Raw genomic sequence first — 23,991 nt, forward strand, 5'->3', positions numbered from 1 at the left:
CTAGACCTTAATCTCATTTCTAATAATCAATAAACTTAGAATTAATACTTAAAGAATAACTATAGGTTGGACTTTAAGTTCCCTGCTCAATAAGTGTCTTTCTTTTATATTGTCTATTTCTTTCTTTAAAATGCCACCTATTGTACTTCTCAAACCGAAAGCTTGTCGGATTAAAGTTCCTTCCTACAGCCCACTCTAGGAGAGAAAATAGTTGAAACTTGACTGTCGGATTAAAGTTCCTTCCAATAGCCCACTCTAGGAGAGAGATACTCCAAACACTTAATTTAATTAAGTTACATAAATTACGGAATTACCGTCATAAATAGTCTTGTTGCCCTTATTGTAGGGTTAATCAATCTAAAAATCAAAAAAGGAGATTTAAAAATGAAACAAACAGAAAAATACAAAATGAGATTTGGAGCTTCTATAATGGGAGATACAGATTACATAATGATAAGAAATGAGTTCTTAAAAAGTAAAAAAGTTTTTTCAAGATTTAAGAAACTTGAGAAAGCTGAAGGATTCAGTTGGTATGAAGTAGAGAATGCAAGACAACTTATTACTACTTTCAATTGGAAAAATACATCTGAAGGTTATTCTTATTGGAATAAAATCCATACTGAATGGTTAGAGTATATAGGTATATTTGGGAAATATAATAATTTAAAGCAATATGAAACAGCTTTAGAGAAAGTAGCTGTATTTAAAAGTTTATTAAGTGAAATTGATAAAGATGGTTTTGATGCTTTTTTGTCTGCCTTTATAACTGATAATGAAGATTTAGAGTTATTTATAAATGATACATTACTTAAAACTTTTCTTGGAGGTTATAGTAACTCTAGTGTTATAAAGATTTGGTTAGATGACTATCACTTAGAACAAGATTACTGGAAAAATATTTTAGAAAAGATGAAAAAAATAGATTTTCTAATGTACGAACTGGATAATAATCCAACTCTTAAAGCATCATTTCTCAGAACTATACCACTAGATGAACTTTTTTCAGAGGACGACTTATGCAACTAATATCTAAACACAAAATAAAAGGGGAGAATATCCCTGTAACAACTTCAAGAAAAGTTGCAGAGATTTTTGAGAAAAGACACGCAGACGTAATTAGAGCTATTGAAAACTTGATAGATGGAGGAGACCCCAATTTTGGGTTGTCCTCTAACGAGCTCAATATTGCGTTGGTTAAAATGTTCTTTATTTCACAGTATAAAGACAAGAAAGGCGAAACAAGAAAAGAATATCTTTTAACTCAAGATGGGTTCACTCTTTTAGCTATGGGATTCACTGGACCTAAAGCTCTTGAGTTTAAGTTAGCTTATATAAAAGCCTTTAATGAGATGAAGAAAGAGCTAGAGGACTTTAGGTTTCAACGTAAGATAGCTAAAGAAGGTTACAAGGGACTTACGGGTTCACTTAAAGATGAGCTTGGAGATGACGCTAAGATTTATCACTTTAGTAATGAGGCTGATATGCTAAATAAGATTGTCTTAGGGCTTACAGCTAAACAATATTGTGACATTCATCAAGTAGATAGAAAGTGTATGAGAGACCATTTAAGTTCAAAAGACTTAGAGGTAATATCAGAACTAGAGAAGTATGATGAGTTCCTGATAAGGAGAGGTTTCACTTATAAACAAAGAGAAGAAGAATTAAGTGAATATCATTTAAGAAGATTAAGAAAAACTTTGGAGGTGGCTTAATGAAAAAAGTTTATGTATGAGCTGTGGGCACATAGGGTATTTAACGTACTTGCATAATGACGAGCACTGTGAGAAGTGTTACTCAAGAAATATACTTTAAAGATAATACTTAACATTAAAACAATAGCACATAAAAAGTCTTTATTAAATGTAATTAAATAGGAAAAGGCCTTATTTTATATTATTAGAAAAGATAACTGATATAAAGTTTACTATCACAAACTCATTCACATTATCCAAATATTAAGCTTTAGTTAGATAAAATAACTGCAAATTAAATACATAAATTGTGTTTGAGAAATAATCCCAAAGTCCCGTCAGATGGTGTGCAGCGATTCATTGCGTTCTCGCTCCTGAAATTTGCACTTGCCTGCAATTTGTGGCTTATGTGGGCCATTTGATGGTTAACGACTACTTGGGTAATCTTACTTAATTAAAAACATTACAAGGAATTATCGTGAATATATTGATACTAGGAAGTGGTGGTAGAGAATACTCTATTGGATTAGCAATATACAAAGAAAATGCTCATAATTTATATTTTATGCCAGGAAATGGTGCAACTGATAGATTGGGTACAAATATAAATATAAAAGATTATAATCAACTAGCAGTTTGGGCAAAAGATAATTCTATTGATTTAACTATTGTAGGACCAGAAGCTCCTTTAGTAGATGGTGTTGTTGATATATTTAAACAAAATGGATTAGTGATTTTTGGACCAAGTGCAGCAGCTGCTCAACTTGAAGGTTCAAAAGTGTATATGAAAAATATACTTAAAAAATATAACATACCAACAGCAGCATTTATAGAAACATCAAATGAAAAAGAGGCTTTTGATTTTATTGATACAATGAGTGAGCCAATTGTTGTTAAAGCAGATGGTTTATGTGCAGGAAAAGGTGTAATTATTGCACAAACAAAAGATGAAGCAAAAAAAGCTGCAAGTGAAATGTTAAGTGGAGCAGCTTTTGGTGATGCTGGAACTTCTATTGTTGTTGAAGAGTATTTAGATGGTTATGAACTATCAGTATTTGCTATTTGTGATGGAGAAAATTACAAAGTATTACCAGCTGCACAAGACCACAAAAGAATAGGGGATGGAGATACTGGTCCAAATACAGGTGGTATGGGTGCTTATGCTCCAACTCCTTTAGTGAATGATGACATTTATAAAAAAATAGAAGAAAGAGTAATCAAACCAACTTTAAAAGGTATGCAACAAGAGGGTGCACCTTTTGAAGGTGTACTATTTATTGGAGTTATGGTAGTAAAAGGTGAGCCAATTATTTTAGAATATAATGTAAGATTTGGTGATCCAGAGTGTGAAATTTTAATGCCATTATTAGCAACTCCTGTATCTGAACTATTTTATAAAGGTGCAACAAAACAACTTGACAAACTTGATATTAAAATCAAAGATGAGTTTGGTGTTGGTGTTGTAATGGCAAGTGGAAACTATCCTTATGGTTCAAGTGCTCCTGCTGAAATTATAGTTGATGAAATTGTTGATGCTGATTTATTAGAAAACTCGCATATTTCTTATGCTGGTGTTGAAAAAATTGATGATAAATTAATGGCAACAGGGGGAAGAGTTCTTGTTTGTGTTGGATTTGGTAAATCAATAAAAGAGGCAAGAAATAGAGCTTATGCTTTATGTGGTCAAGTACATTTTGCTGGTAAAAAATGTAGAACTGATATTGCGTATCAAGCACTAAAGTAATTTTTTAATGCAAAATAATACAAATAATCTTCAACTAGCGTCAATGCGTTCACGTGCATTTGCTTATGTAATAGATGATTTACTTGTTACTTTAATTATTATGATTATATTTTGGGAAAATATTTACGCAGTTAGTAATGATCCAGATGCTTTAATGTATCTAATGAAAGCTGAATTAGTTATGCCTTTAATAGTGTTAAAAGTTATATATCATACTTTTTTTGTTTGGTATTATGGTGCAACAATCGGTAAAATAGTAGCTAAAATACGAGTAATAGATGCAAATAATTGGGGAAGAGTTAATTTGTTTTCTTCTTTATTAAGAGCTGTAGGAAGAATATTTTCAGAAATGTTTTTTTATGTAGGTTTCTTATTAGGATTTTTTAATGATGGAAGAAAAACATTTCATGATATTACAGGTAAAACGTTGGTAGTTAATGTATAAAAAAATCATAGGTTCACTACTAATTACATCTGCATTATTGCAGGGTCAAGAAATAAATAACGAAAAATTTCAATTAATTGCTAAAAACATTGATGCAAAAGATAATATTATCACAGCAACAGGAAGTGTAGTAATTTACTCACCTACATACTATTTAAGTGCCGATAAAATAATATTTGATAAAGAGAAAGAGACTTTTGAATTATTTGATAATGTTTTAATAATAAAAGAAAATAATATTCAAACTCAAAGTGAACATGCTTTTGTAGATTTAAAAAATGATACGTCAAATCAATATCCTATGTTCTTATTTGAAAATAGTAATAATATTTGGCTTAATTCAAAAGAGTCAAATAAAGAAAAAGAGATTGTAAAATTAGAAAGTTCGATAATCTCTTCTTGTGATTGTTTAAATCCAATTTGGAGTATTAGAACATCAAGTGCTGATTATGATACTGAAAATAAATGGATAAATGCCTATAATCCAAGATTATATATAAAAGATGTACCTGTATTTTATAGTCCTTATTTTGGATTTCCTACAGATACAACTAGAAGAACAGGATTATTACTTCCAACTTTAGGTTTTTCTGAAGGAGAAGGTTTATACTACTCGCAACCAATATATTTTGCCCCTGCACAAAATTATGATTTAGAATTAATTCCACAAATTAGAACCCAAAGAGGAAAAGGTATATATGGATATTATAGATATGCTGATTCTCCAGATTCTCTTTTAAAAATAAAATCAGGGGTTTTTGTTGAGAATGAAGATTATAGAGAAGAGAATCTTTTAGAGCACAAAGAACATTTTGGATTAGATATTGATTATAGTAGGAGAAATATTTTTACAAATTCTCAAACTTCAGAATCAACGGATGGTTTATATACAGCAATAAAGTATCTAAATGATGTTGAATACATAACTTTAGAAGAATCAGATTATACTTTGTCAACTGATAAAAAAGTTGAATCAAAAATAAATTATTTCTATAATACTCCTGATTATTATACAGGTGCTTATTCAAGATATTATATTGACACTTCAAAAGATAGTAATAGTCAAACTTTACAAGAGTTACCACAAGTACAATTTCATTCATATAATAAAGAAGCATTTGTTGATAATTTAGTATATTCTTTAGATACAAAAGTTATGAATTACACAAGACCTGAGGGTTTAACATCAACAATTTATGAAGTAAGTGCACCTATTAGTTATACAAAATATCTTTTAGATGATTTTATGTATTTAACTCTTGAAAATAAAATAGTTGTTAGTAAATATGATTATGATAACTTTTATGATTCTACTTATGAAGATGGGAATTTAATCCAAAATAGAGCATCAATTTTACTTGGTAGTGATTTAATTAAACCTTATGAAAATTACTTACATACTGTAAATTTAGGTGCTGAATATGTAATTCCAAAGAATCTAAAAGAGGATGGGGATTTATATAAAATTACAACTGTAAGTGGTTCCACAAAAGAAGAAGAATTAAAAGCATTTCCAATTAACCAAGAAGAAAAAAATATTAATTTAACACTTAATCAATCACTATATATGAAAGATAGTTTAAAACAATTTATTAATCATAAAATGTCTCAATCTATACTTTATGATGAAGTAGATAATCCAAAACTACAAGATTTTGAAAATTATGTAAAAATAAATCATGACTTTGGTTACATATCTGGAAGAGTTGTTTATAATATGCAAGATGAACAATTTGTAGAAGATACATTTAGTAATACTTTAACTTATGAAGATTTATCATTTACTTTAGGTTATTACAAATCTAAAGAGACTCCAAATACAGATAAAGAAGATTTAGAATCATATAGAGTTAGCACTTCATATAAAATATCAAAAGATTATAGTATTAGTTATTATGAAAATTATAACCTTTTGGAAAAAATTAGAAGTAAACAAGGTATAGGTTTTAATATAAATGATAGTTGTTGGAATTTAGATTTTAAATTAGAAAGTGAAATTAGACCTTCTTCATCAACTTATAAAGATGGTGTTGACCAAAAACTAATAACTATGAATCTATTATTAAAACCATTAGGTGGAATAAAACAAAAATATAAAATGGAAAATGATAATTAATGAATTCTGATAAAGTATATTTCAAAAATAGAGAAGTTGCTGCATATAGACTTTTAGATGTTTTACCAATTGATAGTATGAAATTAGAAGATTGGACGGTAATTTCAAGCTCTTATGGAGGATTTGAAATAGCAAAAATAATTGCAAAAACACTAAATGGAAAATTTGATATTATGTTTTCTGAAAAAATATACGCCCCAAATAATGAAGAGTGTGAGATTGCAGTTGTTACGGAACATGAAGAAGTATTAATACATGAGGAGTTAGTAAAATCGTTTAATATTAGTTTAGATTATATATATGCAAAATCTAAACAAGTTTTTGAAGAATCTATTGTAAAAAAAGTTAATAGATTTAGACATGGTGAGAGAATTGAAAAATTAGAAGATAAAAATGTTTTAATTGTTGATGAGGGAATTAATACAGGTCTTACAATGATGGCTTGTATTAAAACTGCAATTAATCTAAAAGCAAAATCTATTTCAGTAGCTACTCCAATTTTACCAACAGCTAGTATTCCAACAATTGAATCTATTGCTGATGATTTATATTTTATTAAAAAATTAGATCATTTTGTAGAAATAGATTTTTATTATGATAGTTTGGAAGAACTTAGTTTTGAAGATATAGAGAAAATAAATAAAGGATAAAAAATTATGGCAACAGTGTGTGAATTTGAATTAAATGGAAAACAAGAGATTTTTGAATTTGAGAAAGTAGCTAAACAAGCAAATGGTTCAGTTTTAGCAAAAATAGGGAATGCAGTAGTATTAGCAACTGTTGTAAGTGAATTCGATAATCCTGTTAGTGAAGATTTTACTCCTTTAACAGTTCAATATATAGAAAAAACTTATGCAGCTGCAAAATTACCTGGTGGTTTTATAAAAAGAGAAGGAAAACCAAGCGATTTTGAAACTTTAACATCAAGAGTAATTGATAGAAGTTTAAGACCACTTTTCCCAAAAGGTTATGTTTATCCTACAACAATTACAGTTATGGTTTTAAGTGCAGATAAAGATGTTGATTTACAAACATTAGCGTTAAATGCTGCAAATGCTGCTTTATACACATCTAATTTACCAATTAAAAAATCTGTTTGTGGAGTAAGAGTTGCTAAAATAGAAAATAATTTAGTTATTAATCCAACTCCAGCTGAGTTAGAAAATTCTGTTTTAGATTTATATGTAGCTGGATCTAAAGATGAATTATTAATGATTGAAATGAAAACTATCTCTTCTAGTGAATTAGTTGAAGTTGATATTGAAGCATTTACTAAAATCCATAATTCAAATGAAATGAATGAAGATACTTTAGTTGAAGCAATTGCCTTTGCACAAAATGCTTTAAAAGAGGCTAACTTAAGTTATGAAAAAGCTTTTGAAGAAGTTTCAAAAGAAAAAGTTCAAGTAGAATTAATTAAATTTACTATTGAAGAGTCTGTAATAAATTATGTTAGAGATAATTTTTCAAATGAGATAAGAGAAGCTATTAAAAAACTTGCAAAAAGTGAAAGAGCAACTCAATTAAAAGATGTTGCTAAAATGATTTCTAAAAATGAATATTGTATTACAAATGAGTTAGAATTTAATACAATTTATGAAGCAGTTTCAATTGTAAAAAGAGAAATTGTAAGAGCAATGATTGTAAATGACAAAGTAAGAGCTGATGGAAGAGGATTAAAAGATGTTAGACCAATTACTATTGAAACAAATATTTTACCATCAACTCACTCTTCTTGTCTATTCACAAGAGGTGAAACACAAGCATTAGTTATAGGTACAATTGCAGGACCTAAAGATGGACAAATGTATGAAGTATTAACTGATAAATCAACTTCAATGGAAAGATTTATGGTTCATTATAACTTCCCAGGTTTTTCAGTTGGTGAAGCTAAACCTATGTTTGGTGTTGGAAGACGAGAATTAGGACATGGTAATTTAGCTAAAAAAGCACTTGAAGCTACAATTGATGATGATTACAATGAAACTGTAAGATTAGTTTCTGAAATTTTAGAATCAAATGGTTCTTCTTCTATGGCTACAGTTTGTGGAGGTTCTTTAGCATTAAAAGCAGCTGGAGTTCCAATTTCTGATTTAGTTGCAGGTGTTGCTATGGGAATGGTTGTAGAAGATGGTAAATATTCAATTTTAACAGATATTATGGGACTTGAAGACCATGATGGGGATATGGACTTTAAAGTTGCTGGAACTAATAAAGGAATTACTGCTTTACAAATGGATATAAAACTTGGTGGAATTGAATTAAATGTTTTAAAAGAAGCCTTATTACAAGCAAAAGAGGGTAGAGAGCATATTTTAGGACTTATGAATGAAGCTGCAAATGAAATAGTTCCAAGTGAAGCTTTACCTTTAGTTGAACAATTTGCAATTGACCCAAGTAAAATAATGGTTATCATTGGAAAAGCTGGAGCAACAATCAAAGAAATTATTGAAAAATTCACTGTTTCAATCGATTTAGATAGAGATAGTGGAACAGTAAAAGTTAGTGGTGAAAATAAACAAAATGTTTTAGATGCTTGTGAACATATTAAAACTATTTCAAATAATGCTCCTTCAAGAAAAGAGACACCAAAAAATGTTGATTTTGAAAAATTATATCAAGTTGATGAAGTTGTTACAGGAAAAGTAGAAAGATTAGTGGATTTTGGTGCATTTATTCTTTTACCAAAAGGTGGAGAAGGTCTTTTACATATTTCAAAAATTTCTAAAGAAAGAGTAAATAATATTTCAGATGTTTTATCTGTTGGACAAGATATCGAAGTAAAAGTTTTAAAAGTTAAAAAAGATAGAATAGAATTATCTTCAAATTAATCCTTTATAAAGGATTAATTTACCTACTAAAATCCCCTAAATATGACCATTTAAGCAAATTTTATATCAATATCAAAAAATTATAATCAATTCTAATCCTAAATTAATATTTCTTACGTTAGTATAGTTAAAATAATTTTTTATAAGTAAACTTAAGGGGTTCTAATATGGCTAAGCTTTTAATCGTAGACGATTCTACAATGCTAAGAGATATGCTAAACTATGCATTAAATGAGGGTGGTTATACGGATGTAACTGAAGCCGTTGATGGTGTTGATGGTTTAGCAAAAGCAAAAGCTACAGATTTTGATTTAATTATCACAGACGTAAATATGCCAAATATGGATGGTTTAACATTAATTGGTGAATTAAGAAAAATACCACAATATACTAAAAAACCAATTCTTGTTCTTACAACAGAAAGAAGTGATGAAATGAAAGCGAAAGGTAAAGCTGCAGGAGCTACAGGTTGGATTGTAAAACCATTTGTACCAGACCAGTTATTAAAAGCAGTTAACATAGTATTAAGTAGATAAAAATAAAGGAGCTTTCATGTCGTTTGATATTTCTAAATATAGGGAAATGTTTCTTGAAGAAGCTGTTGAACTTTTCGAATCAGCGGATAATGTTCTTTTAGAAGCTGAAAATAATGGTACATTAACAGATGAAGAAATGGGACAACTTTTTAGAGATGTACATACTTTAAAAGGTAGTGGTGCATCTGTTGAATTAGCTTTATTTGCTGAATTTACACATGATGTTGAAAACTTGATGGATAAATTAAGAAATCATAAAATTGAATTTATTCCAGAAATGGCAGAAACATTAATTGATGGTCTTGATGTTATGAAAGAGATTTTAGACCTTGAAGTAGCAGATAAACTAGATAGAGATACTTTTACTCAAATGACTAGCTCTTTATTAGAAGAAATTAGATCTTATTCAAATGGAACAGCAGTAAAAAAAGAAGTAGAACCTGTTAAAGTAGAAAAAATTGAAAAACCAAAAGTAGAAGAAAAAATTGAAATTACTACATTAGATAGTGATAATTTTGGATTTTTTGATGATGATTTAAACGAACAAAGAGATACAAAAAACAAACCTTATGGAATTTTTGCAGATGATGATATTGATGCAGTTCATGAAAATATAGGTTTTTATGATGATGATTTAGAAACAATTTCTAAAAATACAAAAGATAGTGATTTTAAAATATCAAATGATGATAAAGAAAATTTTGGTTTCTTTGATGAAATGCCAAATATCACTCCTGATTCTGTAATGCAAACAAATGACATTGAAGAAAAAATTCTTCCAACTGTTGAAAAAGAAGAAGTTGTTGAAAAATCTGCACCAGTAGTAAGAAAATCAAGAGCTGTAACAGCTGAAGAAAATGAAGATGCAGCTGGGAAAAAATCAGTATCAAATAACAACAATAGTATTAGAGTTAATCTTGATAAAATTGACTTATTAATGAATAATGTTGGAGATTTAGTTATTACAAATGCAATGTTAACACAGTTCTCATCAACAATTGACGAAACAAAAACAAGAAATTCTGTTTTAGAAAGACTTGAATTATTAGAAAGACATATTAGAGATATGCAAGATTCTATTATGAGTATTAGAATGGTTCCTATGGATTCAATTTACTCTAAATTCCCAAAAGTTGTAAGAGATATTTCTAAAAAACTTGGGAAAAAAGTAGAATTCAAACATTATGGAGATAATGTTGAAATTGATAAAGCTATGATTGAAGGATTAACTGATCCTTTAATGCATATTATTAGAAACTCTTTAGATCATGGAATAGAAACACCTGCGGAAAGAGAAAAAACAGGGAAACCTGAAGTTGGTTCAATTAGCATTTCAGCGGAACAAGCAAATGGTCAAATGATTATTACTATTGAAGATGATGGTAAAGGAATTAATTCTGAAAAAGTTGCTCAAAAAGCACTTGAGCAAGGTCAAATTGATGAAAATCAATATAACACAATGACTGAAAATGAAAAAGCTTTATTAATCTTTGGAGCAGGGGTTTCAACAGCTGATCAAATTACTGATATTTCAGGTCGTGGTGTTGGAATGGATGTTGTTAAAACAAACATTCATAAACTTGGTGGAGCAATTAAACTTGATACACATTTAGGTGAGGGGACAACAATAACAATTATGTTACCTCTAACTCTTGCAATTTTAGATGGTTTAGATATTAGAGTTGGTAATCAAAAATATATTTTACCTCTAAGTTCAATTGTTGAATCTTTACAACCAACTTCAGATATGATTAAAAAAATCGGGGATGGAACACAAGACTTATTAATGTTAAGAGAAGAATTTATTCCTGTTGTAAAATTACATCAACTGTTTGGTTTAGAAAAAAGTTTTGATAAACTAGAAGATGGAATGTTAATTGTTGTTAAATCAGGAAATACAAAAGTTGCTCTTTCAATTGATGAATTCCTAAATCAACACCAAGTTGTTGTTAAACCTTTAGATAAAAACTTTAGAAGTGTTCAAGGAATTGGTGCAGCAACAGTAAGAGGAGATGGAAGTATTGGTCTAATTTTAGATGTTGTTGGAATAATCAATGCACAAATAAAAATTGAAAAAGATATGAATGCTGCAAAAAGGGCTTCTTAAAATAAATGGCATATACAACACAAGATGTTCATAATAAAGTAAAAAAACTTCTTTATTCTCTAACAGGAATTACTCTTTCAGACAATAAAGATATTATGATTTCAAATAGAATTGATAAATTAAAGAGAAATTGTAAATATTCTGGCGATATAATGGATTTATTAAATTCAATTGAGCAAGGAAATAATGTAACAGAATTTATCAATTCTTTTACTACAAATAAAACTCATTTTTTTAGAGAAGATTTTCATTTTGTAGATTTAAAAGATAGAGTTCTTCCTGCATTTGCAAATAGTGGAACAAAAATAAATATGTATTGTTCTGCTTCTTCAACTGGAGAAGAACCTTATTCTATGGCAATGACTGTATTTAAAGCAAGTGAAGAATTAGGTAAAAATATCAGTGCATCAATTATTGCAACAGATATTGATACAAATGTTTTACAATATGCAGCAAATGGGATTTATAGATATTCTAAATCATCAAAAGAGTTTCCATCATGGATTAGACCACAGAATTTTTTTAAAAGAAGAATTCAAAAAAATCTTTCTGGTGAAGAAATTCTTATAAAAGTTAATGATGAATTAAAAAGAATGATTACATTTCATGTAATGAATTTAAGTGATCCTTCTTATCCCTTTGCAAAAAATCAATTTGATGTAATTTTTTGTAGAAATGTATTAATTTATTTTTCTGCTGAAGATCAAAACTCAATATTAAAAAAGTTATTTAAACATCTAAAAATCGGTGGCACTTTATATTTAGGACATTCAGAAAATCCTCAAGATTTAGTTCATTATGTAAAAAGAGTTGGGCAAAATATCTTTGTTAAAGAGAAGGAAATAGTATGATTGTTATTGGACATAAAGACGGAAGTATTGAAAAAACTTCTGCTGTAAGATTCACTCAAAAAACTAAAGGTTTTTTAACTCATACTGTTATTGGTGGAGAATTTGCAGTTGGAAGTGATTTAGATCAAATTGCATTTAAAACATTACTTGGTTCTTGTGTGGCTATTATGTTTTATGATAAAAATACAAAAATAAAAGGTATGAATCACTTTTTATTACCAAAAACAAACAATACTAATGATGATATGAAATATGGATTATACTCAGTTGAGGCAATGCTTAATGAAATGTATAAATTAGGTTGTAGTAAAAATAATATGGTTGCAAAAATATCTGGTGGTGCAGATATTATGCAAATTAATATGTCTAGTCAATCTATTGGTTTTAGAAATGTTGAATTTGCTAAAGATTTTTGTAAATCAGAAGGTTTCAAATTAGTAAGTGAACACACTCGTGGTGAACATGGAAGATTAATATTATTAGCAGATAATTTTGAGACATTTATCAAAGTTACTCAAAAATCTGAAACTGATAGTAAAATCTTATCTGATGAAAAATATTTACAACAAGAGATTACAAAAGCTCCTGTTATCAAAGAATATGTTGGTGGTGTTGACTTATTTGGTATTGATACTAAAGAAGTTGAACCTCAAATGGAAATTGAACTTTTCTAAAAATAGGGTAGGAATATAAGTGTATACAGTATTAGTTATAGATGATTCACCTTCTATGAGAAGAATTATAAAAGATATGATTAATTCCATAGATGAATTTGAAGTTATAGGTGTTGCAACAGATGCCTATGATGCAAGAGAAAAAATAAAAGAGTATGAACCTGATCTTGTAACTATAGATATAAATATGCCTAAAATGGATGGAGTTACATTTTTAAGAAATTTAATGAGATTACATCCTATGCCTGCTGTTGTAATTTCAGGAGAAAGTGTAAGAGGAAATGATATTTTTGATGATGGTGCAGTTGGGTTTATTCCAAAACCTGATACCGGTGAATCAATGAATTCATTTTCTGATAGAATAAAAGATACTCTTTTAAATTTAACATTCTTATTAAAAAGATATACTCTAAAAAAGCCACCTGCTTTAAAAAAGAGTAATAAGGTATTAACTAATATAGAATATAAAGTACATCCTGATGAAGTAATACCATTAAGAGCAGCTAAATTTCCAGGGATGAGATTAATAGCAATTGGTTCATCAACAGGTGGAGTTGAGTCATTATTAAGAGTTTTTAGAAAACTTCCAGGAGATTTACCTCCTATATTAATTACTCAACACATTCCATATGGATTTTCTAACTCTTTTGCTCATAGATTAAATGATAATTCTGAAGTCGAAGTTTGTGAAGCAAAAGATGGAATGATATTAGAAAAAGGTCATGCTTATTTAGCACCAGGAAATATGCATCTTACAATTGAGAAATATGCAAATGAATATAGAACAAAATTATTAGATACAAAAAAAGTAAGTCAACATAAACCAAGTGTTGATGTTCTATTTAGATCTGTAAATAATGCTGTTGGTGGAGCTGCGATGGCTGTTATGATGACTGGAATGGGCGATGATGGGACAATCGCAATGAAAGAACTACATGATAATGGTGCATATACAGTTGCACAAAATGAAGAGAGTTGTGTAGTTTTTGGAATGCCAATGAAAGCAATTCAAGCAGGAGCTGTAAAAGATATCGTTCATTTAGATGAAATTGCAGAATATATAATAGATTTTTCTAGAGGGAAAAAGAGGTAATATCTTTTAAATGTTTATAAAAATAATTGATTGCACTGAGAAATCAGATAAAAATATTGAAGATATAATAAATTTCCTCATAAATTATTTTGACTCTTTAAATATAAAAAATGAAAGAATAAAATTTAAAGAATTTAAAATTGTTAAATGTACCCAATGTAGATGTTGTACTTTAATAAAAAGTGATAGTCCTACCAAATGTGTTATAAAAGATGATATGAATGATTTACTTGACAAAATTGAAGAAGGAACGGCATTTGTAATTATAGCTGATAGAAATGATTTATTTAATAGAAATAAGTTATTTGAGAAAGTTGAAAGTAGATTAATTGCATATCATTATTGGCCATATAGTCAAGCTCATTCAACTCCAAGAAAAACAGTTTTAGATAAAACTTCTATTTTAATAAACTATAATACTACAAAGTATTTTATGAATCATAGTTTTTATATGGCTAGAATGTATATGGAAGAAGCATCAATTTCTATTGGAGCAAAAGTATTAGATTGGCAAGCAATAATTCCAACAAATGACTTAATAAAAGATTATGCTAAAAGATTAAAAGAGATGGCAGATAAATTAGTTAATAATTCAAAATAGCTAATTTAAATTTATTTTAGTATTGAAAACCATAATTTTAAGAATAGAGCTATAAAATTCTAGTCTTATTTTTCTTAATTTTTACTTAATTTAGTAAAAACGAGTTAAAACAATAAACGACATTAAATAAATAATATTTATAGAGTAGGGATATTACAAAAGTTATAATTAAAAATAACTTAGAAATAACCTTTTATTTATTTAATTATTGACAATCAAAGCAAAAATTTTATTTAATCTTTTCTTTTGATATTCCCATAAATCCATATTTATTTCATAATTAACAGCTTTATCAAAAATTTTATTCATTAAATTTTTAACTCTTATTAATTTAATTTCATTAACTTTTTTTTCATTTATAATATTTTCTAAATCATCAAAATTAATAGATTTAATTTCTTTTAATGTAGTTTTAAATCTTAAATAATATTTATATTCACAACCTTTGAAAGTGTTTCCACCATCTATGAAAACAATATTATTAATTTTATATTTATTTTTTAAAATAAATAAAACTTTTTTTGAAAAATCTTCAAGAGAACTAAATTTATTTAATTCTAAATCAATAATTTGCTCTTTTAATGTTTTTTTCTTAGTGCTATTTAAAAACTTAATCATTACTTGCATTTGTTTCCTTTTGTTATTTATTTATACTGAAAGTATAGCATACTAAACCTTAAGAATAGTTTAATAAAGTCTAGGTTATTATACTTTTATTAATTTAAAGGAATAATATGCAAATAACATATAATGAAATAGCCGAATTAATCGGAAGAACTGAAGCAAATATGAAATATATGAAAAAACACAACCCCGAACAATTGGAACTATTAAAAATAGGGGGATTGTGCAAAAAATATAACATTAGTTTAAAAGACCTTGAAGCGATTATCAAATTAAAAGAAGATATTAAAAAATAATAAAAAAAATAATTGTTAATAAAAAAAGAGTCAAAAAAAAGTTTTTATTTTGATAGAATTTATAAAAATCTATTTAAAAGGCTTAATATGTGTAAATTAAATTTTAATAGTATTGATTGGCTTTTTTTATCACTTATAACAATAGGTATTTTTATTATAATATTTATATAAAGGAAAAAGAAAAAATGATTAAAAAAATATTAGTTAGTTTTTTGATGTTGTTTAGTTTAATTAGTGCAAATGATGATTTTATAGACTCATATTATAGCAGTATAGGGGAAAGGCTTTCAGAATGGATACCAGTTGGAGAAAATGAAAAAGCTACATTAAATATTTTTATTGATGAAAACGGGGCTTTTGATTATGAATTTATTAAAAAGGCAAATTCAGAAGAATTTAACAATAGTTTAAAAAATTTTTTAGAGAAACAAAAAAAAATAAAATATCCAGTTTATAAAAATAAAAAAATAAAAATAAAAACTGATTTCGAAAGCGAAAAAAAATAGAATAGGGGAGTTTAAACCCCTATTTTTTTTAATTTGTTTTATGTCTAAAATCGCATATTTTGGGAGTAACAAATTTATCATTTAAAGAATGTATATCTTTTTTTATCTCATCTAATATCTTGTAAATGTCTTTTAAGTCTTGATGTTTAATCGTTGTTAATTCAATCTCTTTTAATTTTCTATCAGTTCTCCAAACCCAAACAAACAAAGGAATAATTAAATAGTTAATCATTTCTTTAAATAATTCTAAATTTTCCATAAATAAAATTAACCAATAAATGGAGGTTTTGGAAGTCCATCATAGAATGCTTTATCTGCTGTAACTTCTACAAATTCAGAAACAAGATTATTTCCTTCTCTTGATATTGTTATAGCATAAGAGTCGAAAGGATAAATAACTTCATTATTTTCATTCTCAAATTTTAAATAAAATGCAAAGATTTCATTTTCAGAATTAATATTATAAAATGGATATTCCACTATATTTTCAGGTAGATTACTACTTGTTAATTCTAAATTTTTTCCATAAACAGTTGCTGAAACTTCATACTCTAGTAAATATGTATTAGTTCCATTTGAAAGAATAAAAGTAACTGCGTCAAACTCTTGTAAACCTAATTTAAAAGCGAAATAATATTGTTTCTGTAATAGTTCAGGACTAGAAAAAATAAATTCATTAACTGCATTATATTCTTTTATAATTTCAATATCTCCACCAGTTGAACCAGTTGAATTATTTTCAAGATTAGTTAATCTTTGTAATAATTGTGTAAATTGAGTTAAATTAAAAAGATAAGTTGATATTTTTTCTTTTTGGATTGTATCTAAAGTATCAAAATCAAAAATTGCACTTTCTGCGTCTTGACCGTCAGCACCTTTTAAACTTTCTAACCATTCGTTAAGTGTACCAGTAAAACCATTATTAACCGCTAATTCATAAGCACTTAATCCATTTTCACCATTAACACCATTTATTCCATCAACTCCATTTACTCCGTCTTTTCCTTTTAAAGAGTTAAGGTAATCTATTTCATTTCCTACAAAACCATATCTTACAGCTAATTGATAACTATTATCCCCTTTATCTCCCTTATCTCCTTTTTCTCCTTTTAAAAATGCTTTTTGTTCAGGAGTTAAAGAGTCAAATTCAATTTTTAAGGTGTTAATTTCTAAATTTGTTATGATTGAGTTTAATTGAGTTAATCTATCATTAAACTGAACTTTTAAGGCTTCAAGTTCTGAAACAGTGTAATTAATTGTTTTTCCTGATAATTCATTCAAAACTTTATTAATGTCGCTTAGTTCTTTTTCGAAATCTTTTCTTTGGTCGTGTGTATATTCATTATTTGAAATTAAATCTAAATATGCCTCACTTTGTTTTTTTAAACCTAATAGTAAATTTTGTACTATTCCTTCTTGTAATTCCAAATTAGTCATTTTTTTATTTTCCTTTTTATTTTTTTATTTTTTATTTATAAATTAAAAAAGGTTAGATAAATGAATACCTAACCTTTAAACATATTTTAATAATCCTTTAAAGATTATAATAAAGACATATTTCCTGAGTCGATAGAAACGTCGATTGGTAAATCAGAACTATATGGAGCTTCAAAAGGTTTAATTGCACCTAATACGTTGATAACATTTTCTAAACTTGCATTAAATACTAAAGGTCTTTTATTTCCATTTGAAATATAAATAGGTTTTAAAACATTGTGTCTAATTTTTACAAAATCAGCAATATTAAAAGATGAAGTAATAGTCGAAGCTTCAACCGAAAGAGTTAAATTTTGTTCAAAAACTTCGATTTTACCGTCTAAAAGAGCAATATAACCTGCGATGTCACCTTCGTCCATTTGAACAGTAGAAGTACCTACTTTTTCCCCTTTTGAATTCCAGTTAGTTGTTTGTTTGATAATATATTTTTTTACAGCCATTTTATTTATTTTCCTTTTTTTATAATTTTAAATTTGTTTTTTTTCTTTTTTATTTTTCTATCTTTTTTAAAAGGTAAAAAGTTAAAAAGTAATGAAATTAAAATAGATTTTTTAAAATGTGTCAATATTTAACTTTTTTTTTCAAGATAAGCGAAGAATAGGGGAGAGCATAAAAAAAAAGTGAAACAATAAAATATTTTAATAATTTAAAGTTTCATTTTTTTTATTTTTTTTATGATTTTAAAAAGAAATTAATTTTATCAGCTTCAATTTTTTTATTATTAAATCTTAAATTATTAGTAATTAATTGTTTAATCAAATTAAAATCTTTATTCTTTTTTATATTTGGAATAAAAGTTTTAAATACCAAGTTATCATCAATAAATTTTAATGAAACTCTTTTATAATAATTTCCGTCGTCCTCTTTTATTGATAAATTTGAGAACTCAAATTCTCTAATTTCTACAAGTTCGCCACTAACAAATTTTTCAAAGAATTTTTTTAATTCTTCGATATTATTAGAGTAAAAATTTTCATTATAAGTTCTTGAATTATATTTATATACTACTTGATAAAGATTTTCATCAAATATATTTGTATCTTTGAAATCTGTTCTTACATCATCATAAAAACCTATTATTGGCTCATCTACTATTAATTGAGTTTTTAAAAATTTTTCTATATCTTCTTTTGTTGTGTAAGGCTTCAAGTTATAGAGGTCAATTTGTTTAGAGTGATTATTTGAATAACAAAACCAAGACCACTTATAAATGCTATCTTCATTTTTTGGATATTGACTTAGAGAGTCATTTGTAGCAATTTTATAATTTTTTGAATAAATGATTTTTTTAATGTTAATAATATCGGCTTCACTTATTTCATTTAATAGATTTATAATGTCTTGCGAACTGTTTGCCTCTAAAAAAAAGCTATCCATTCGCCCTAATTGTGTTGTAACGTGATAAATATTTGACATATATTTTTATCCTTATTTTTTATATTAATTTACCCCAATCGGGCAAAGCCCTCAGGGATTTTATTTTGCTAAATTTGTTCTATTTACTATTTTTAAAATAGCTTCAGTTAAATTAAAAATTCGTCCTTCGACGTCTTTTGCAAATTCTGAATAATTATTAATTGTTTCGACCATATCCGACCAAGATGTGCCACTATCTGCGATTAATTGCCCAGTTACTTTTTCAAAGAGTTTTTTATCTGCGTTTGTATTTTTCCAACTGCTAGTTTTAGTCTTATGAAGATATAAATTAAAATTTTCTTGACTTGAAACCCCTTTTAATTGTGTAGAAGTTGCCCCAAGAGAAACTATCTTATTTTCAATTGCCATACGATTATTTTTTTCGTTTTGTATTTGTGTATCAATTTGTCTTAAGTTTGAGTCCGCAATTTTCATTACTTCAATTCTCTCTAACGTTTTATCACTACCAATCACAGCACCAAGAAAGTTTAAAGCTTTTTTTCCTTTTATGTTTTTTGTTTTTAATTCTTGTATTTTCTTTTTTAATTTTCCTGAAACAATATAACCCCACATAATCCCAGTTCTAGTTGCTACTTTTGTTATATATGCCATAATTCCAGTATAAGCCCAAAGCGTAGCACCGAAAGAAAGTTGTGTAATAAAATTGTTTATTGCTTCATCTTTTAAGGTTAAATCGTCGCCAGTTTTTAAAATTGGTTGAGTAAAATTTCTCATATTCATAAATAAATAAGTACTTATAAAATCGTCGGTTGTATCTTCAAGAGAATTAGTAAATACAGTTTTTAAAGATTGCATTAAATACTCCCTACATTATTAATATTATATTTTGTTTTAATTTGTGAAAACTCATCTTTTAAACCTTTTTCAATTTCATCAAGTAAATATTGGAAAGGATTAAAGTCAAGGCTAAAACCGTCATTAATCATAAAATCTTCAACCATTTCTAAACCGTCATTTAATGCAAATTCATTTTCATCTTTTAAATTTTTAATTTTTTCAACATTAGACAAATTTTGTAATTCTGTTTTATTGTACATTTTTCCCTCAAATTCGACATTTTTGTCTAAATCTGCGTTAATTTTTTCTATTATTTTTTGATTAACTTCTTTGTTTGATGTAGTTAAGTTATTAAGCGACTCTACGAGTTGGGAAGTATCAAGCTTTACATCTCCTAAATTTAAGTTATCTGTACTTAATGTATATTCTTTTTGAGCAATAACACTTTTTAATTTTGCTATATTTGTTAATAATGTAGAAGTTTGTTTAATTATTCTCTCATTTTGTTCATATAATTTACCTTGCATATTAAGTTGCAATTGTTGAATTGCGTTTGCCTCTTCTTGCAATTTTATAGTTTTTAATTTTGCTTGTATATCAGCTTTTTTGTATTCAACTTCAACTTTAGCGAGTTGTATCTCTCTTTCGTGCTGTTTTTGCTTTAAATCGTTTCCCGCTTTCATTTGTGAAATCAAAGGGGAAGTTGTTGGGGCTTGTGGGACTGTTAATTCAGCGTCAAAATCTGTTAACATTTTGTTCATTAAATGTTCTTTAAATCTTGTTTTTTGTTCGTCAAGTATTCCAGCGAGTGCCAAATCGTCATCTATTGTTGTTCCTTGTGTTTCGTTAGCTAGTGCGAACTCATCTTCTCCAATATAAAAGGAAAGTTTTCCTTTCCCATTTTGTGTTGTTACTGTCCATTTTCCAGTTGCACCAAGAGGTAAGTAATGGTCTTCAATTTGTGGGATTTCATCAGCCATTATTGACCCCCTAATAATTCTCTAATAGCCATTAATTCGGCTAAAATTTGTTCTAATAATAATTTGCATTCGTCCATTTTTTTATTTTCCTTTTTTTATTTTAATTTTTAATTTTTTTATGATTAATTTTTTTTAGTAAAACAATCATAAATACAACAATCGGGCATAATTGGTAACTTTGTAACATCTGTATGCGATATAAACATTTTAAGACGTGGAGTTATCCAAATATAATCGAAACCTAATTCAAACAATCTAAAGCCAGTTTGATAAACTGTTATTCTTATGCCACTAGAACCGGCATAGTGTGAATAATATGTATCTTCAATATATTCCTCAGGATATTTATAAGAAGGAACACGAAAAGAATGAAATAAATTTGATGTATTACTATAAATATATTTTATTGTGTCATCGTTAAATAATCTCATCATTTCAAGTTGCGAAGGCTTCAAACCGTAGTAATTAACAACTCTATAATTAGCTTTACTTGCAATTAAATAAGATAACTTTCCATCTTCAAAAAAACATAAAGGAACTCCGCCACCTTGCAAAATTGCTTCATATTGCCATTTTAAATAGTTGGGATTATCATTGCACGTTGAAGTAGTAAAATAGAAATTATCAGGTAAGGGCAAATATTTAGTTTTATCGTAATTTATAACACAACTAACTCCATTAATAGTAGGCAAATTAATTGTAAATGAATATTCCCTAAAAATCTCTTTTATAGAGTTATAACGTATCAATCTTTTTATATTATTTGATACGTTTATATTTCTTAAACCTTCTGCCCCGTAAGTTTCATAAATATTAACACTAGGATTATTATTATCGGCTTTTTTTCCCCAGTATCTACCGTCTAATAAAATTGACATTTTAATAACCTAATTTTTACTTTTTTGCATAAAAGTTTTATTTTCTGTTAATGCTTCATCAATTTTCGGAGATAAGCCACCTTTTGAGTTTTTTGCATTTTCCAAAGTGTTTGAAACAGCTTTTAAAATTTTGATACCTAAATCAATTTTACTAGCATATTTAACTGGTAAAAGATACATTAAAGGGGGATATACAGCCCCAAGAACTAATAATATATTTCCTAAATTTTCTGTTATGATTTCCATTTTAATATTTTCCTTCTCTCATTACTTTTGATAAATATTCACTTCTTAAAAGTCCTGAATTACCTCTTTTATTATCTTGCATATCGTAGTTAATAAAATCTTTATGCCATTTTGAATTTAGCATTTCTTCCGAAGCACTTTGAAAGTCGTTATTTTGTAAATATTTAATAGTATTTTTAAATTCCAATAAGTTTGGAACACCCATATTAAAAGCCATTTCTAAAAGAACATTTTGTCTAATATCATCTAATTTTTTAAATATTGGAAGTTTGTCTTCTAATTCCAATTTAATATTTAAAATGTCATTTCTTAATAATAAATCTGCTTCACTTTTTGAAATTCCATTAAGTTTTAAATTTCTACCCCAACCAATAGTTAAATGACCTTTTGGGCATAAGTAGGGTTTTAAACTTATGTTTTCACTTTTTTTAATTGATTTTTCTAATAATTCATAATTCATTGTTTTATATTTCCTTTAATCTTTTAATAATTTTTCTTACTCCGTTATAAGTAATCCCTAAATCTTTTGAGATTTGAAAAGCATTTATATTAATTTTATTTTCTGAATTAATATTATTTTCTATCAAATCGCACACACTTTTTAAAAAACAAATTTCATTCTTTTTTAATGTAATTTCACGCAATTTTTAACCTTTTATTAAATTCTTTAAATGTTTGTATTGTTGACTCTTTTCCGTCGATTAATACGAAAGTATCCATTAAATTTTTTCTTAATTGTTGTGAATAATTGTTATATTGTATTTCATCAATTCCAGTATGATTATAATAATCTTTAGCCCTAGAGCAATAATCTAAAGTTTTAAGACGTGCATTATCTACGATATTAATTTTCTTTTTTTGTTGGAGTTCTTTATCTGCTTCGATTAAAATTTCTGTTAATTCATAAGAATTAAAAACACCTCTTTTAAGTTTAATAAATGTAGAAAGTACAGCTTTAAAAGCATTTTTTACATACATTGAAGCAGGTTTTTTAATATCTTTTATCTTTTGTAATTTTTCTACAATATTGCCCTTAAATGTTGAAATAAAAGACCATAAAGGCGACAAATTCGCCCTTTGAAATCTTTTTTTAACTGTATCAGCATTTAAAATTAATAACTCATCTCCTTTAAATCTGTAACCTGCTTGTATTTCTTGACATTCTTTAATTGATAAATCTTTTAAAACAAAAGTATTTATTAAATAATCCCACAAGCTACCAATAGATTTTAATAAGCTTTGTAAACTTTCAACCATACCCCAAGAACTGTATAGTTGTTTTAATTTTTCCCTTCTTAATTGAAACTCAATCCGCCACACGGGCAAAGTTTCATCATAAGAGGGGTTATAATCCCAACTCAAATATTTAACAAAAGCTTTATTTTTGTTTTTGTCTATTTCGTGAGTTTTATTATAAATTCTTAGCATTTCCGCACCTTTACCAACAGAAAAGCCAGTAAATTTTAAACCGCTGTAATATATGTTTGTATCTTGATTAAATATTTCTTTATTACGTTTTAATGTTTTTAATCTATAAAAATCCAACATTGAGAAATTATATTTTTGCACGTCCTTAGCTAAATGTATCTCACTAACTTTAATAAAATAGTTTTTTAACATTTCTTCAACTGTTTCAACTACAATATTAATAGCTTTTTGATAACCACATCTTAAAAGAAACTCCGCCCTAAATTCAGCTTTTACAACTGGATTATGATTTTTATCATCAATTTTTCTTAAAGATAACGTAAAATCTCCATTTTGAAGAACTACATTAAAGCCCTTTTGTGTTGTTGCCATTACTCTAAACTTTATTTTATCAATAGAAGTCATTTTATAACGTTGTTGAGGGTCGTCGCTTTTAATTGTCATTGCTTCATTTTTTAAATCCATATAATGCGAAACGTGCAAATTAAAATGTAATTTATCCTTTTCAACGTCAGAGCAATAAAACTGTAATTTTAAAGTATCAACTAAATCATTTAAACAAACAAACATATTTTTTTAATCCTTTTTATTTTGTCTATTGGGTTGCTTTGTCCCGTTTAGCCCCCCTTGTTA

Annotated in this window: 26 protein-coding genes; 15 read left to right on the plus strand and 11 right to left on the minus strand. The window is 27.1% G+C overall.

Annotation, left to right across the window (positions count from 1 at the left end):
- The first annotated feature begins 384 nt into the window (after nucleotides 1–384).
- From AELL_RS07150 to AELL_RS07210, 13 genes are all read left to right on the plus strand, one after another.
- Entirely contained in the window at nucleotides 385–1,026 is a 642-nt protein-coding gene (locus AELL_RS07150) for a hypothetical protein (RefSeq protein ID WP_118917285.1), read from the plus strand.
- A complete protein-coding gene (locus AELL_RS07155) occupies nucleotides 1,017–1,712 on the plus strand; it encodes a Rha family transcriptional regulator (RefSeq protein ID WP_118917286.1) in 696 nt (231 codons plus the stop codon). The genes AELL_RS07150 and AELL_RS07155 overlap by 10 nt, the downstream gene beginning before the upstream one ends.
- A 457-nt stretch (nucleotides 1,713–2,169) precedes the next feature.
- Nucleotides 2,170–3,435: a phosphoribosylamine--glycine ligase gene (purD, locus tag AELL_RS07160; RefSeq protein ID WP_118917287.1), complete on the plus strand. Its 1,266-nt coding sequence runs from the start codon at nucleotides 2,170–2,172 to the stop codon at nucleotides 3,433–3,435.
- 7 nt (nucleotides 3,436–3,442) lie between these two features.
- Nucleotides 3,443–3,880: an RDD family protein gene (locus AELL_RS07165; protein ID WP_118917288.1), complete on the plus strand. Its 438-nt coding sequence runs from the start codon at nucleotides 3,443–3,445 to the stop codon at nucleotides 3,878–3,880.
- Nucleotides 3,873–5,996: an LPS-assembly protein LptD gene (locus tag AELL_RS07170; RefSeq protein ID WP_118917289.1), complete on the plus strand. Its 2,124-nt coding sequence runs from the start codon at nucleotides 3,873–3,875 to the stop codon at nucleotides 5,994–5,996. Before AELL_RS07165 ends, AELL_RS07170 begins: the two co-directional genes overlap by 8 nt.
- On the plus strand, nucleotides 5,996–6,646 hold the full coding sequence (locus AELL_RS07175; protein WP_118917290.1) for a phosphoribosyltransferase: 651 nt from the start codon (nucleotides 5,996–5,998) through the stop codon (nucleotides 6,644–6,646). The genes AELL_RS07170 and AELL_RS07175 overlap by 1 nt, the downstream gene beginning before the upstream one ends.
- Nucleotides 6,647–6,652: 6 nt before the next feature.
- Nucleotides 6,653–8,827, plus strand: coding sequence for a polyribonucleotide nucleotidyltransferase (locus AELL_RS07180; protein ID WP_118917291.1), 2,175 nt, complete (start codon nucleotides 6,653–6,655; stop codon nucleotides 8,825–8,827).
- A 167-nt stretch (nucleotides 8,828–8,994) separates the two neighbouring features.
- A complete protein-coding gene (locus AELL_RS07185) occupies nucleotides 8,995–9,363 on the plus strand; it encodes a response regulator (protein ID WP_118917292.1) in 369 nt (122 codons plus the stop codon).
- A 16-nt stretch (nucleotides 9,364–9,379) separates the two neighbouring features.
- Nucleotides 9,380–11,470 carry a chemotaxis protein CheA gene (locus AELL_RS07190; RefSeq protein ID WP_118917293.1) on the plus strand — a complete coding sequence of 697 codons (2,091 nt, stop codon included), beginning with the start codon at nucleotides 9,380–9,382 and terminating at the stop codon, nucleotides 11,468–11,470.
- Nucleotides 11,471–11,475: 5 nt separating this feature from the next.
- Entirely contained in the window at nucleotides 11,476–12,321 is an 846-nt protein-coding gene (locus AELL_RS07195; RefSeq protein WP_118917294.1) for a CheR family methyltransferase, read from the plus strand.
- Entirely contained in the window at nucleotides 12,318–12,995 is a 678-nt protein-coding gene (locus AELL_RS07200; protein WP_118917295.1) for a chemotaxis protein CheD, read from the plus strand. The genes AELL_RS07195 and AELL_RS07200 overlap by 4 nt, the downstream gene beginning before the upstream one ends.
- 19 nt (nucleotides 12,996–13,014) lie before the next feature.
- Complete coding sequence (locus tag AELL_RS07205; protein ID WP_118917296.1) at nucleotides 13,015–14,088, plus strand: protein-glutamate methylesterase/protein-glutamine glutaminase; 1,074 nt, start codon at nucleotides 13,015–13,017, stop codon at nucleotides 14,086–14,088.
- A 10-nt stretch (nucleotides 14,089–14,098) separates the two neighbouring features.
- Entirely contained in the window at nucleotides 14,099–14,689 is a 591-nt protein-coding gene (locus tag AELL_RS07210; RefSeq protein ID WP_118917297.1) for a flavodoxin family protein, read from the plus strand.
- A gap of 201 nt (nucleotides 14,690–14,890) precedes the next feature.
- On the opposite strand, the gene AELL_RS07215 is transcribed toward AELL_RS07210, so the two are convergent.
- Nucleotides 14,891–15,316 carry a hypothetical protein gene (locus AELL_RS07215; RefSeq protein WP_118917298.1) on the minus strand — a complete coding sequence of 142 codons (426 nt, stop codon included), beginning with the start codon at nucleotides 15,314–15,316 and terminating at the stop codon, nucleotides 14,891–14,893.
- A gap of 107 nt (nucleotides 15,317–15,423) precedes the next feature.
- Between AELL_RS07215 and AELL_RS07220 the strand changes: the two genes are divergently transcribed.
- The gene (locus AELL_RS07220; RefSeq protein ID WP_118917299.1) at nucleotides 15,424–15,609 is read left to right on the plus strand and encodes a helix-turn-helix domain-containing protein; all 186 of its coding nucleotides are present in this window, start codon (nucleotides 15,424–15,426) and stop codon (nucleotides 15,607–15,609) included.
- Nucleotides 15,610–15,794: 185 nt separating this feature from the next.
- Nucleotides 15,795–16,115, plus strand: coding sequence for a TonB C-terminal domain-containing protein (locus AELL_RS07225; RefSeq protein ID WP_118917300.1), 321 nt, complete (start codon nucleotides 15,795–15,797; stop codon nucleotides 16,113–16,115).
- A gap of 28 nt (nucleotides 16,116–16,143) precedes the next feature.
- Here AELL_RS07225 and AELL_RS07230 read toward each other — a convergent pair whose 3' ends face one another.
- The 10 genes from AELL_RS07230 to AELL_RS07280 all read right to left on the minus strand — a co-directional run bounded on the left by AELL_RS07230 (nucleotide 16,144) and on the right by AELL_RS07280 (nucleotide 23,928).
- Nucleotides 16,144–16,374 (minus strand): hypothetical protein, encoded by a 231-nt coding sequence (locus AELL_RS07230; protein ID WP_118917301.1) that lies wholly within the window; start codon nucleotides 16,372–16,374, stop codon nucleotides 16,144–16,146.
- 8 nt (nucleotides 16,375–16,382) lie between these two features.
- The gene (locus AELL_RS14270) at nucleotides 16,383–17,552 is read right to left on the minus strand and encodes a hypothetical protein (RefSeq protein WP_192941183.1); all 1,170 of its coding nucleotides are present in this window, start codon (nucleotides 17,550–17,552) and stop codon (nucleotides 16,383–16,385) included.
- A gap of 104 nt (nucleotides 17,553–17,656) precedes the next feature.
- Nucleotides 17,657–18,052, minus strand: coding sequence for a hypothetical protein (locus AELL_RS07240; RefSeq protein WP_118917302.1), 396 nt, complete (start codon nucleotides 18,050–18,052; stop codon nucleotides 17,657–17,659).
- Nucleotides 18,053–18,284: 232 nt separating this feature from the next.
- Complete coding sequence (locus AELL_RS07245; protein WP_118917303.1) at nucleotides 18,285–19,028, minus strand: hypothetical protein; 744 nt, start codon at nucleotides 19,026–19,028, stop codon at nucleotides 18,285–18,287.
- Nucleotides 19,029–19,088: 60 nt separating this feature from the next.
- Nucleotides 19,089–19,844, minus strand: a complete 756-nt coding sequence (locus tag AELL_RS07250) for a hypothetical protein (RefSeq protein WP_118917304.1) — start codon at nucleotides 19,842–19,844, stop codon at nucleotides 19,089–19,091.
- Nucleotides 19,844–20,806, minus strand: coding sequence for a hypothetical protein (locus AELL_RS07255; protein WP_118917305.1), 963 nt, complete (start codon nucleotides 20,804–20,806; stop codon nucleotides 19,844–19,846). Before AELL_RS07255 ends, AELL_RS07250 begins: the two co-directional genes overlap by 1 nt.
- Before the next feature lie 122 nt (nucleotides 20,807–20,928).
- Nucleotides 20,929–21,684 carry a hypothetical protein gene (locus tag AELL_RS07260; RefSeq protein ID WP_118917306.1) on the minus strand — a complete coding sequence of 252 codons (756 nt, stop codon included), beginning with the start codon at nucleotides 21,682–21,684 and terminating at the stop codon, nucleotides 20,929–20,931.
- A 9-nt stretch (nucleotides 21,685–21,693) separates the two neighbouring features.
- A complete protein-coding gene (locus AELL_RS07265; protein WP_118917307.1) occupies nucleotides 21,694–21,930 on the minus strand; it encodes a hypothetical protein in 237 nt (78 codons plus the stop codon).
- A gap of 1 nt (nucleotide 21,931) precedes the next feature.
- Nucleotides 21,932–22,390, minus strand: coding sequence for a glycoside hydrolase family protein (locus AELL_RS07270; protein ID WP_118917308.1), 459 nt, complete (start codon nucleotides 22,388–22,390; stop codon nucleotides 21,932–21,934).
- Between the two features lie 176 nt (nucleotides 22,391–22,566).
- On the minus strand, nucleotides 22,567–23,928 hold the full coding sequence (locus tag AELL_RS07280) for a hypothetical protein (RefSeq protein WP_118917310.1): 1,362 nt from the start codon (nucleotides 23,926–23,928) through the stop codon (nucleotides 22,567–22,569).
- Nucleotides 23,929–23,991: the final 63 nt, after the last annotated feature.

The sequence above is a fragment of the Arcobacter ellisii genome, assembly GCF_003544915.1.
Taxonomy (GTDB): Bacteria; Campylobacterota; Campylobacteria; order Campylobacterales; family Arcobacteraceae; genus Aliarcobacter; species Aliarcobacter ellisii.

Bases quoted from the DNA above. Each gene is read 5' to 3' on its own strand.
- AELL_RS07270 (WP_118917308.1), bottom strand. From the start codon at position 22,390: ATGAATTATGAATTATTAGAAAAATCAATTAAAAAAAGTGAAAACATA.
- AELL_RS07220 (WP_118917299.1), top strand. From the start codon at position 15,424: ATGCAAATAACATATAATGAAATAGCCGAATTAATCGGAAGAACTGAA.
- AELL_RS07230 (WP_118917301.1), bottom strand. From the start codon at position 16,374: ATGGAAAATTTAGAATTATTTAAAGAAATGATTAACTATTTAATTATT.
- AELL_RS07200 (WP_118917295.1), top strand. From the start codon at position 12,318: ATGATTGTTATTGGACATAAAGACGGAAGTATTGAAAAAACTTCTGCT.
- AELL_RS07245 (WP_118917303.1), bottom strand. From the start codon at position 19,028: ATGTCAAATATTTATCACGTTACAACACAATTAGGGCGAATGGATAGC.
- AELL_RS07260 (WP_118917306.1), bottom strand. From the start codon at position 21,684: ATGTCAATTTTATTAGACGGTAGATACTGGGGAAAAAAAGCCGATAAT.
- AELL_RS07255 (WP_118917305.1), bottom strand. From the start codon at position 20,806: ATGGCTGATGAAATCCCACAAATTGAAGACCATTACTTACCTCTTGGT.
- AELL_RS07170 (WP_118917289.1), top strand. From the start codon at position 3,873: ATGTATAAAAAAATCATAGGTTCACTACTAATTACATCTGCATTATTG.
- AELL_RS07240 (WP_118917302.1), bottom strand. From the start codon at position 18,052: ATGGCTGTAAAAAAATATATTATCAAACAAACAACTAACTGGAATTCA.
- AELL_RS14270 (WP_192941183.1), bottom strand. From the start codon at position 17,552: ATGACTAATTTGGAATTACAAGAAGGAATAGTACAAAATTTACTATTA.
- AELL_RS07150 (WP_118917285.1), top strand. From the start codon at position 385: ATGAAACAAACAGAAAAATACAAAATGAGATTTGGAGCTTCTATAATG.
- AELL_RS07265 (WP_118917307.1), bottom strand. From the start codon at position 21,930: ATGGAAATCATAACAGAAAATTTAGGAAATATATTATTAGTTCTTGGG.
- AELL_RS07185 (WP_118917292.1), top strand. From the start codon at position 8,995: ATGGCTAAGCTTTTAATCGTAGACGATTCTACAATGCTAAGAGATATG.
- AELL_RS07175 (WP_118917290.1), top strand. From the start codon at position 5,996: ATGAATTCTGATAAAGTATATTTCAAAAATAGAGAAGTTGCTGCATAT.
- AELL_RS07195 (WP_118917294.1), top strand. From the start codon at position 11,476: ATGGCATATACAACACAAGATGTTCATAATAAAGTAAAAAAACTTCTT.
- AELL_RS07155 (WP_118917286.1), top strand. From the start codon at position 1,017: ATGCAACTAATATCTAAACACAAAATAAAAGGGGAGAATATCCCTGTA.
- AELL_RS07165 (WP_118917288.1), top strand. From the start codon at position 3,443: ATGCAAAATAATACAAATAATCTTCAACTAGCGTCAATGCGTTCACGT.
- AELL_RS07190 (WP_118917293.1), top strand. From the start codon at position 9,380: ATGTCGTTTGATATTTCTAAATATAGGGAAATGTTTCTTGAAGAAGCT.
- AELL_RS07250 (WP_118917304.1), bottom strand. From the start codon at position 19,844: ATGCAATCTTTAAAAACTGTATTTACTAATTCTCTTGAAGATACAACC.
- AELL_RS07180 (WP_118917291.1), top strand. From the start codon at position 6,653: ATGGCAACAGTGTGTGAATTTGAATTAAATGGAAAACAAGAGATTTTT.
- AELL_RS07225 (WP_118917300.1), top strand. From the start codon at position 15,795: ATGATTAAAAAAATATTAGTTAGTTTTTTGATGTTGTTTAGTTTAATT.
- AELL_RS07215 (WP_118917298.1), bottom strand. From the start codon at position 15,316: ATGCAAGTAATGATTAAGTTTTTAAATAGCACTAAGAAAAAAACATTA.
- AELL_RS07280 (WP_118917310.1), bottom strand. From the start codon at position 23,928: ATGTTTGTTTGTTTAAATGATTTAGTTGATACTTTAAAATTACAGTTT.
- AELL_RS07210 (WP_118917297.1), top strand. From the start codon at position 14,099: ATGTTTATAAAAATAATTGATTGCACTGAGAAATCAGATAAAAATATT.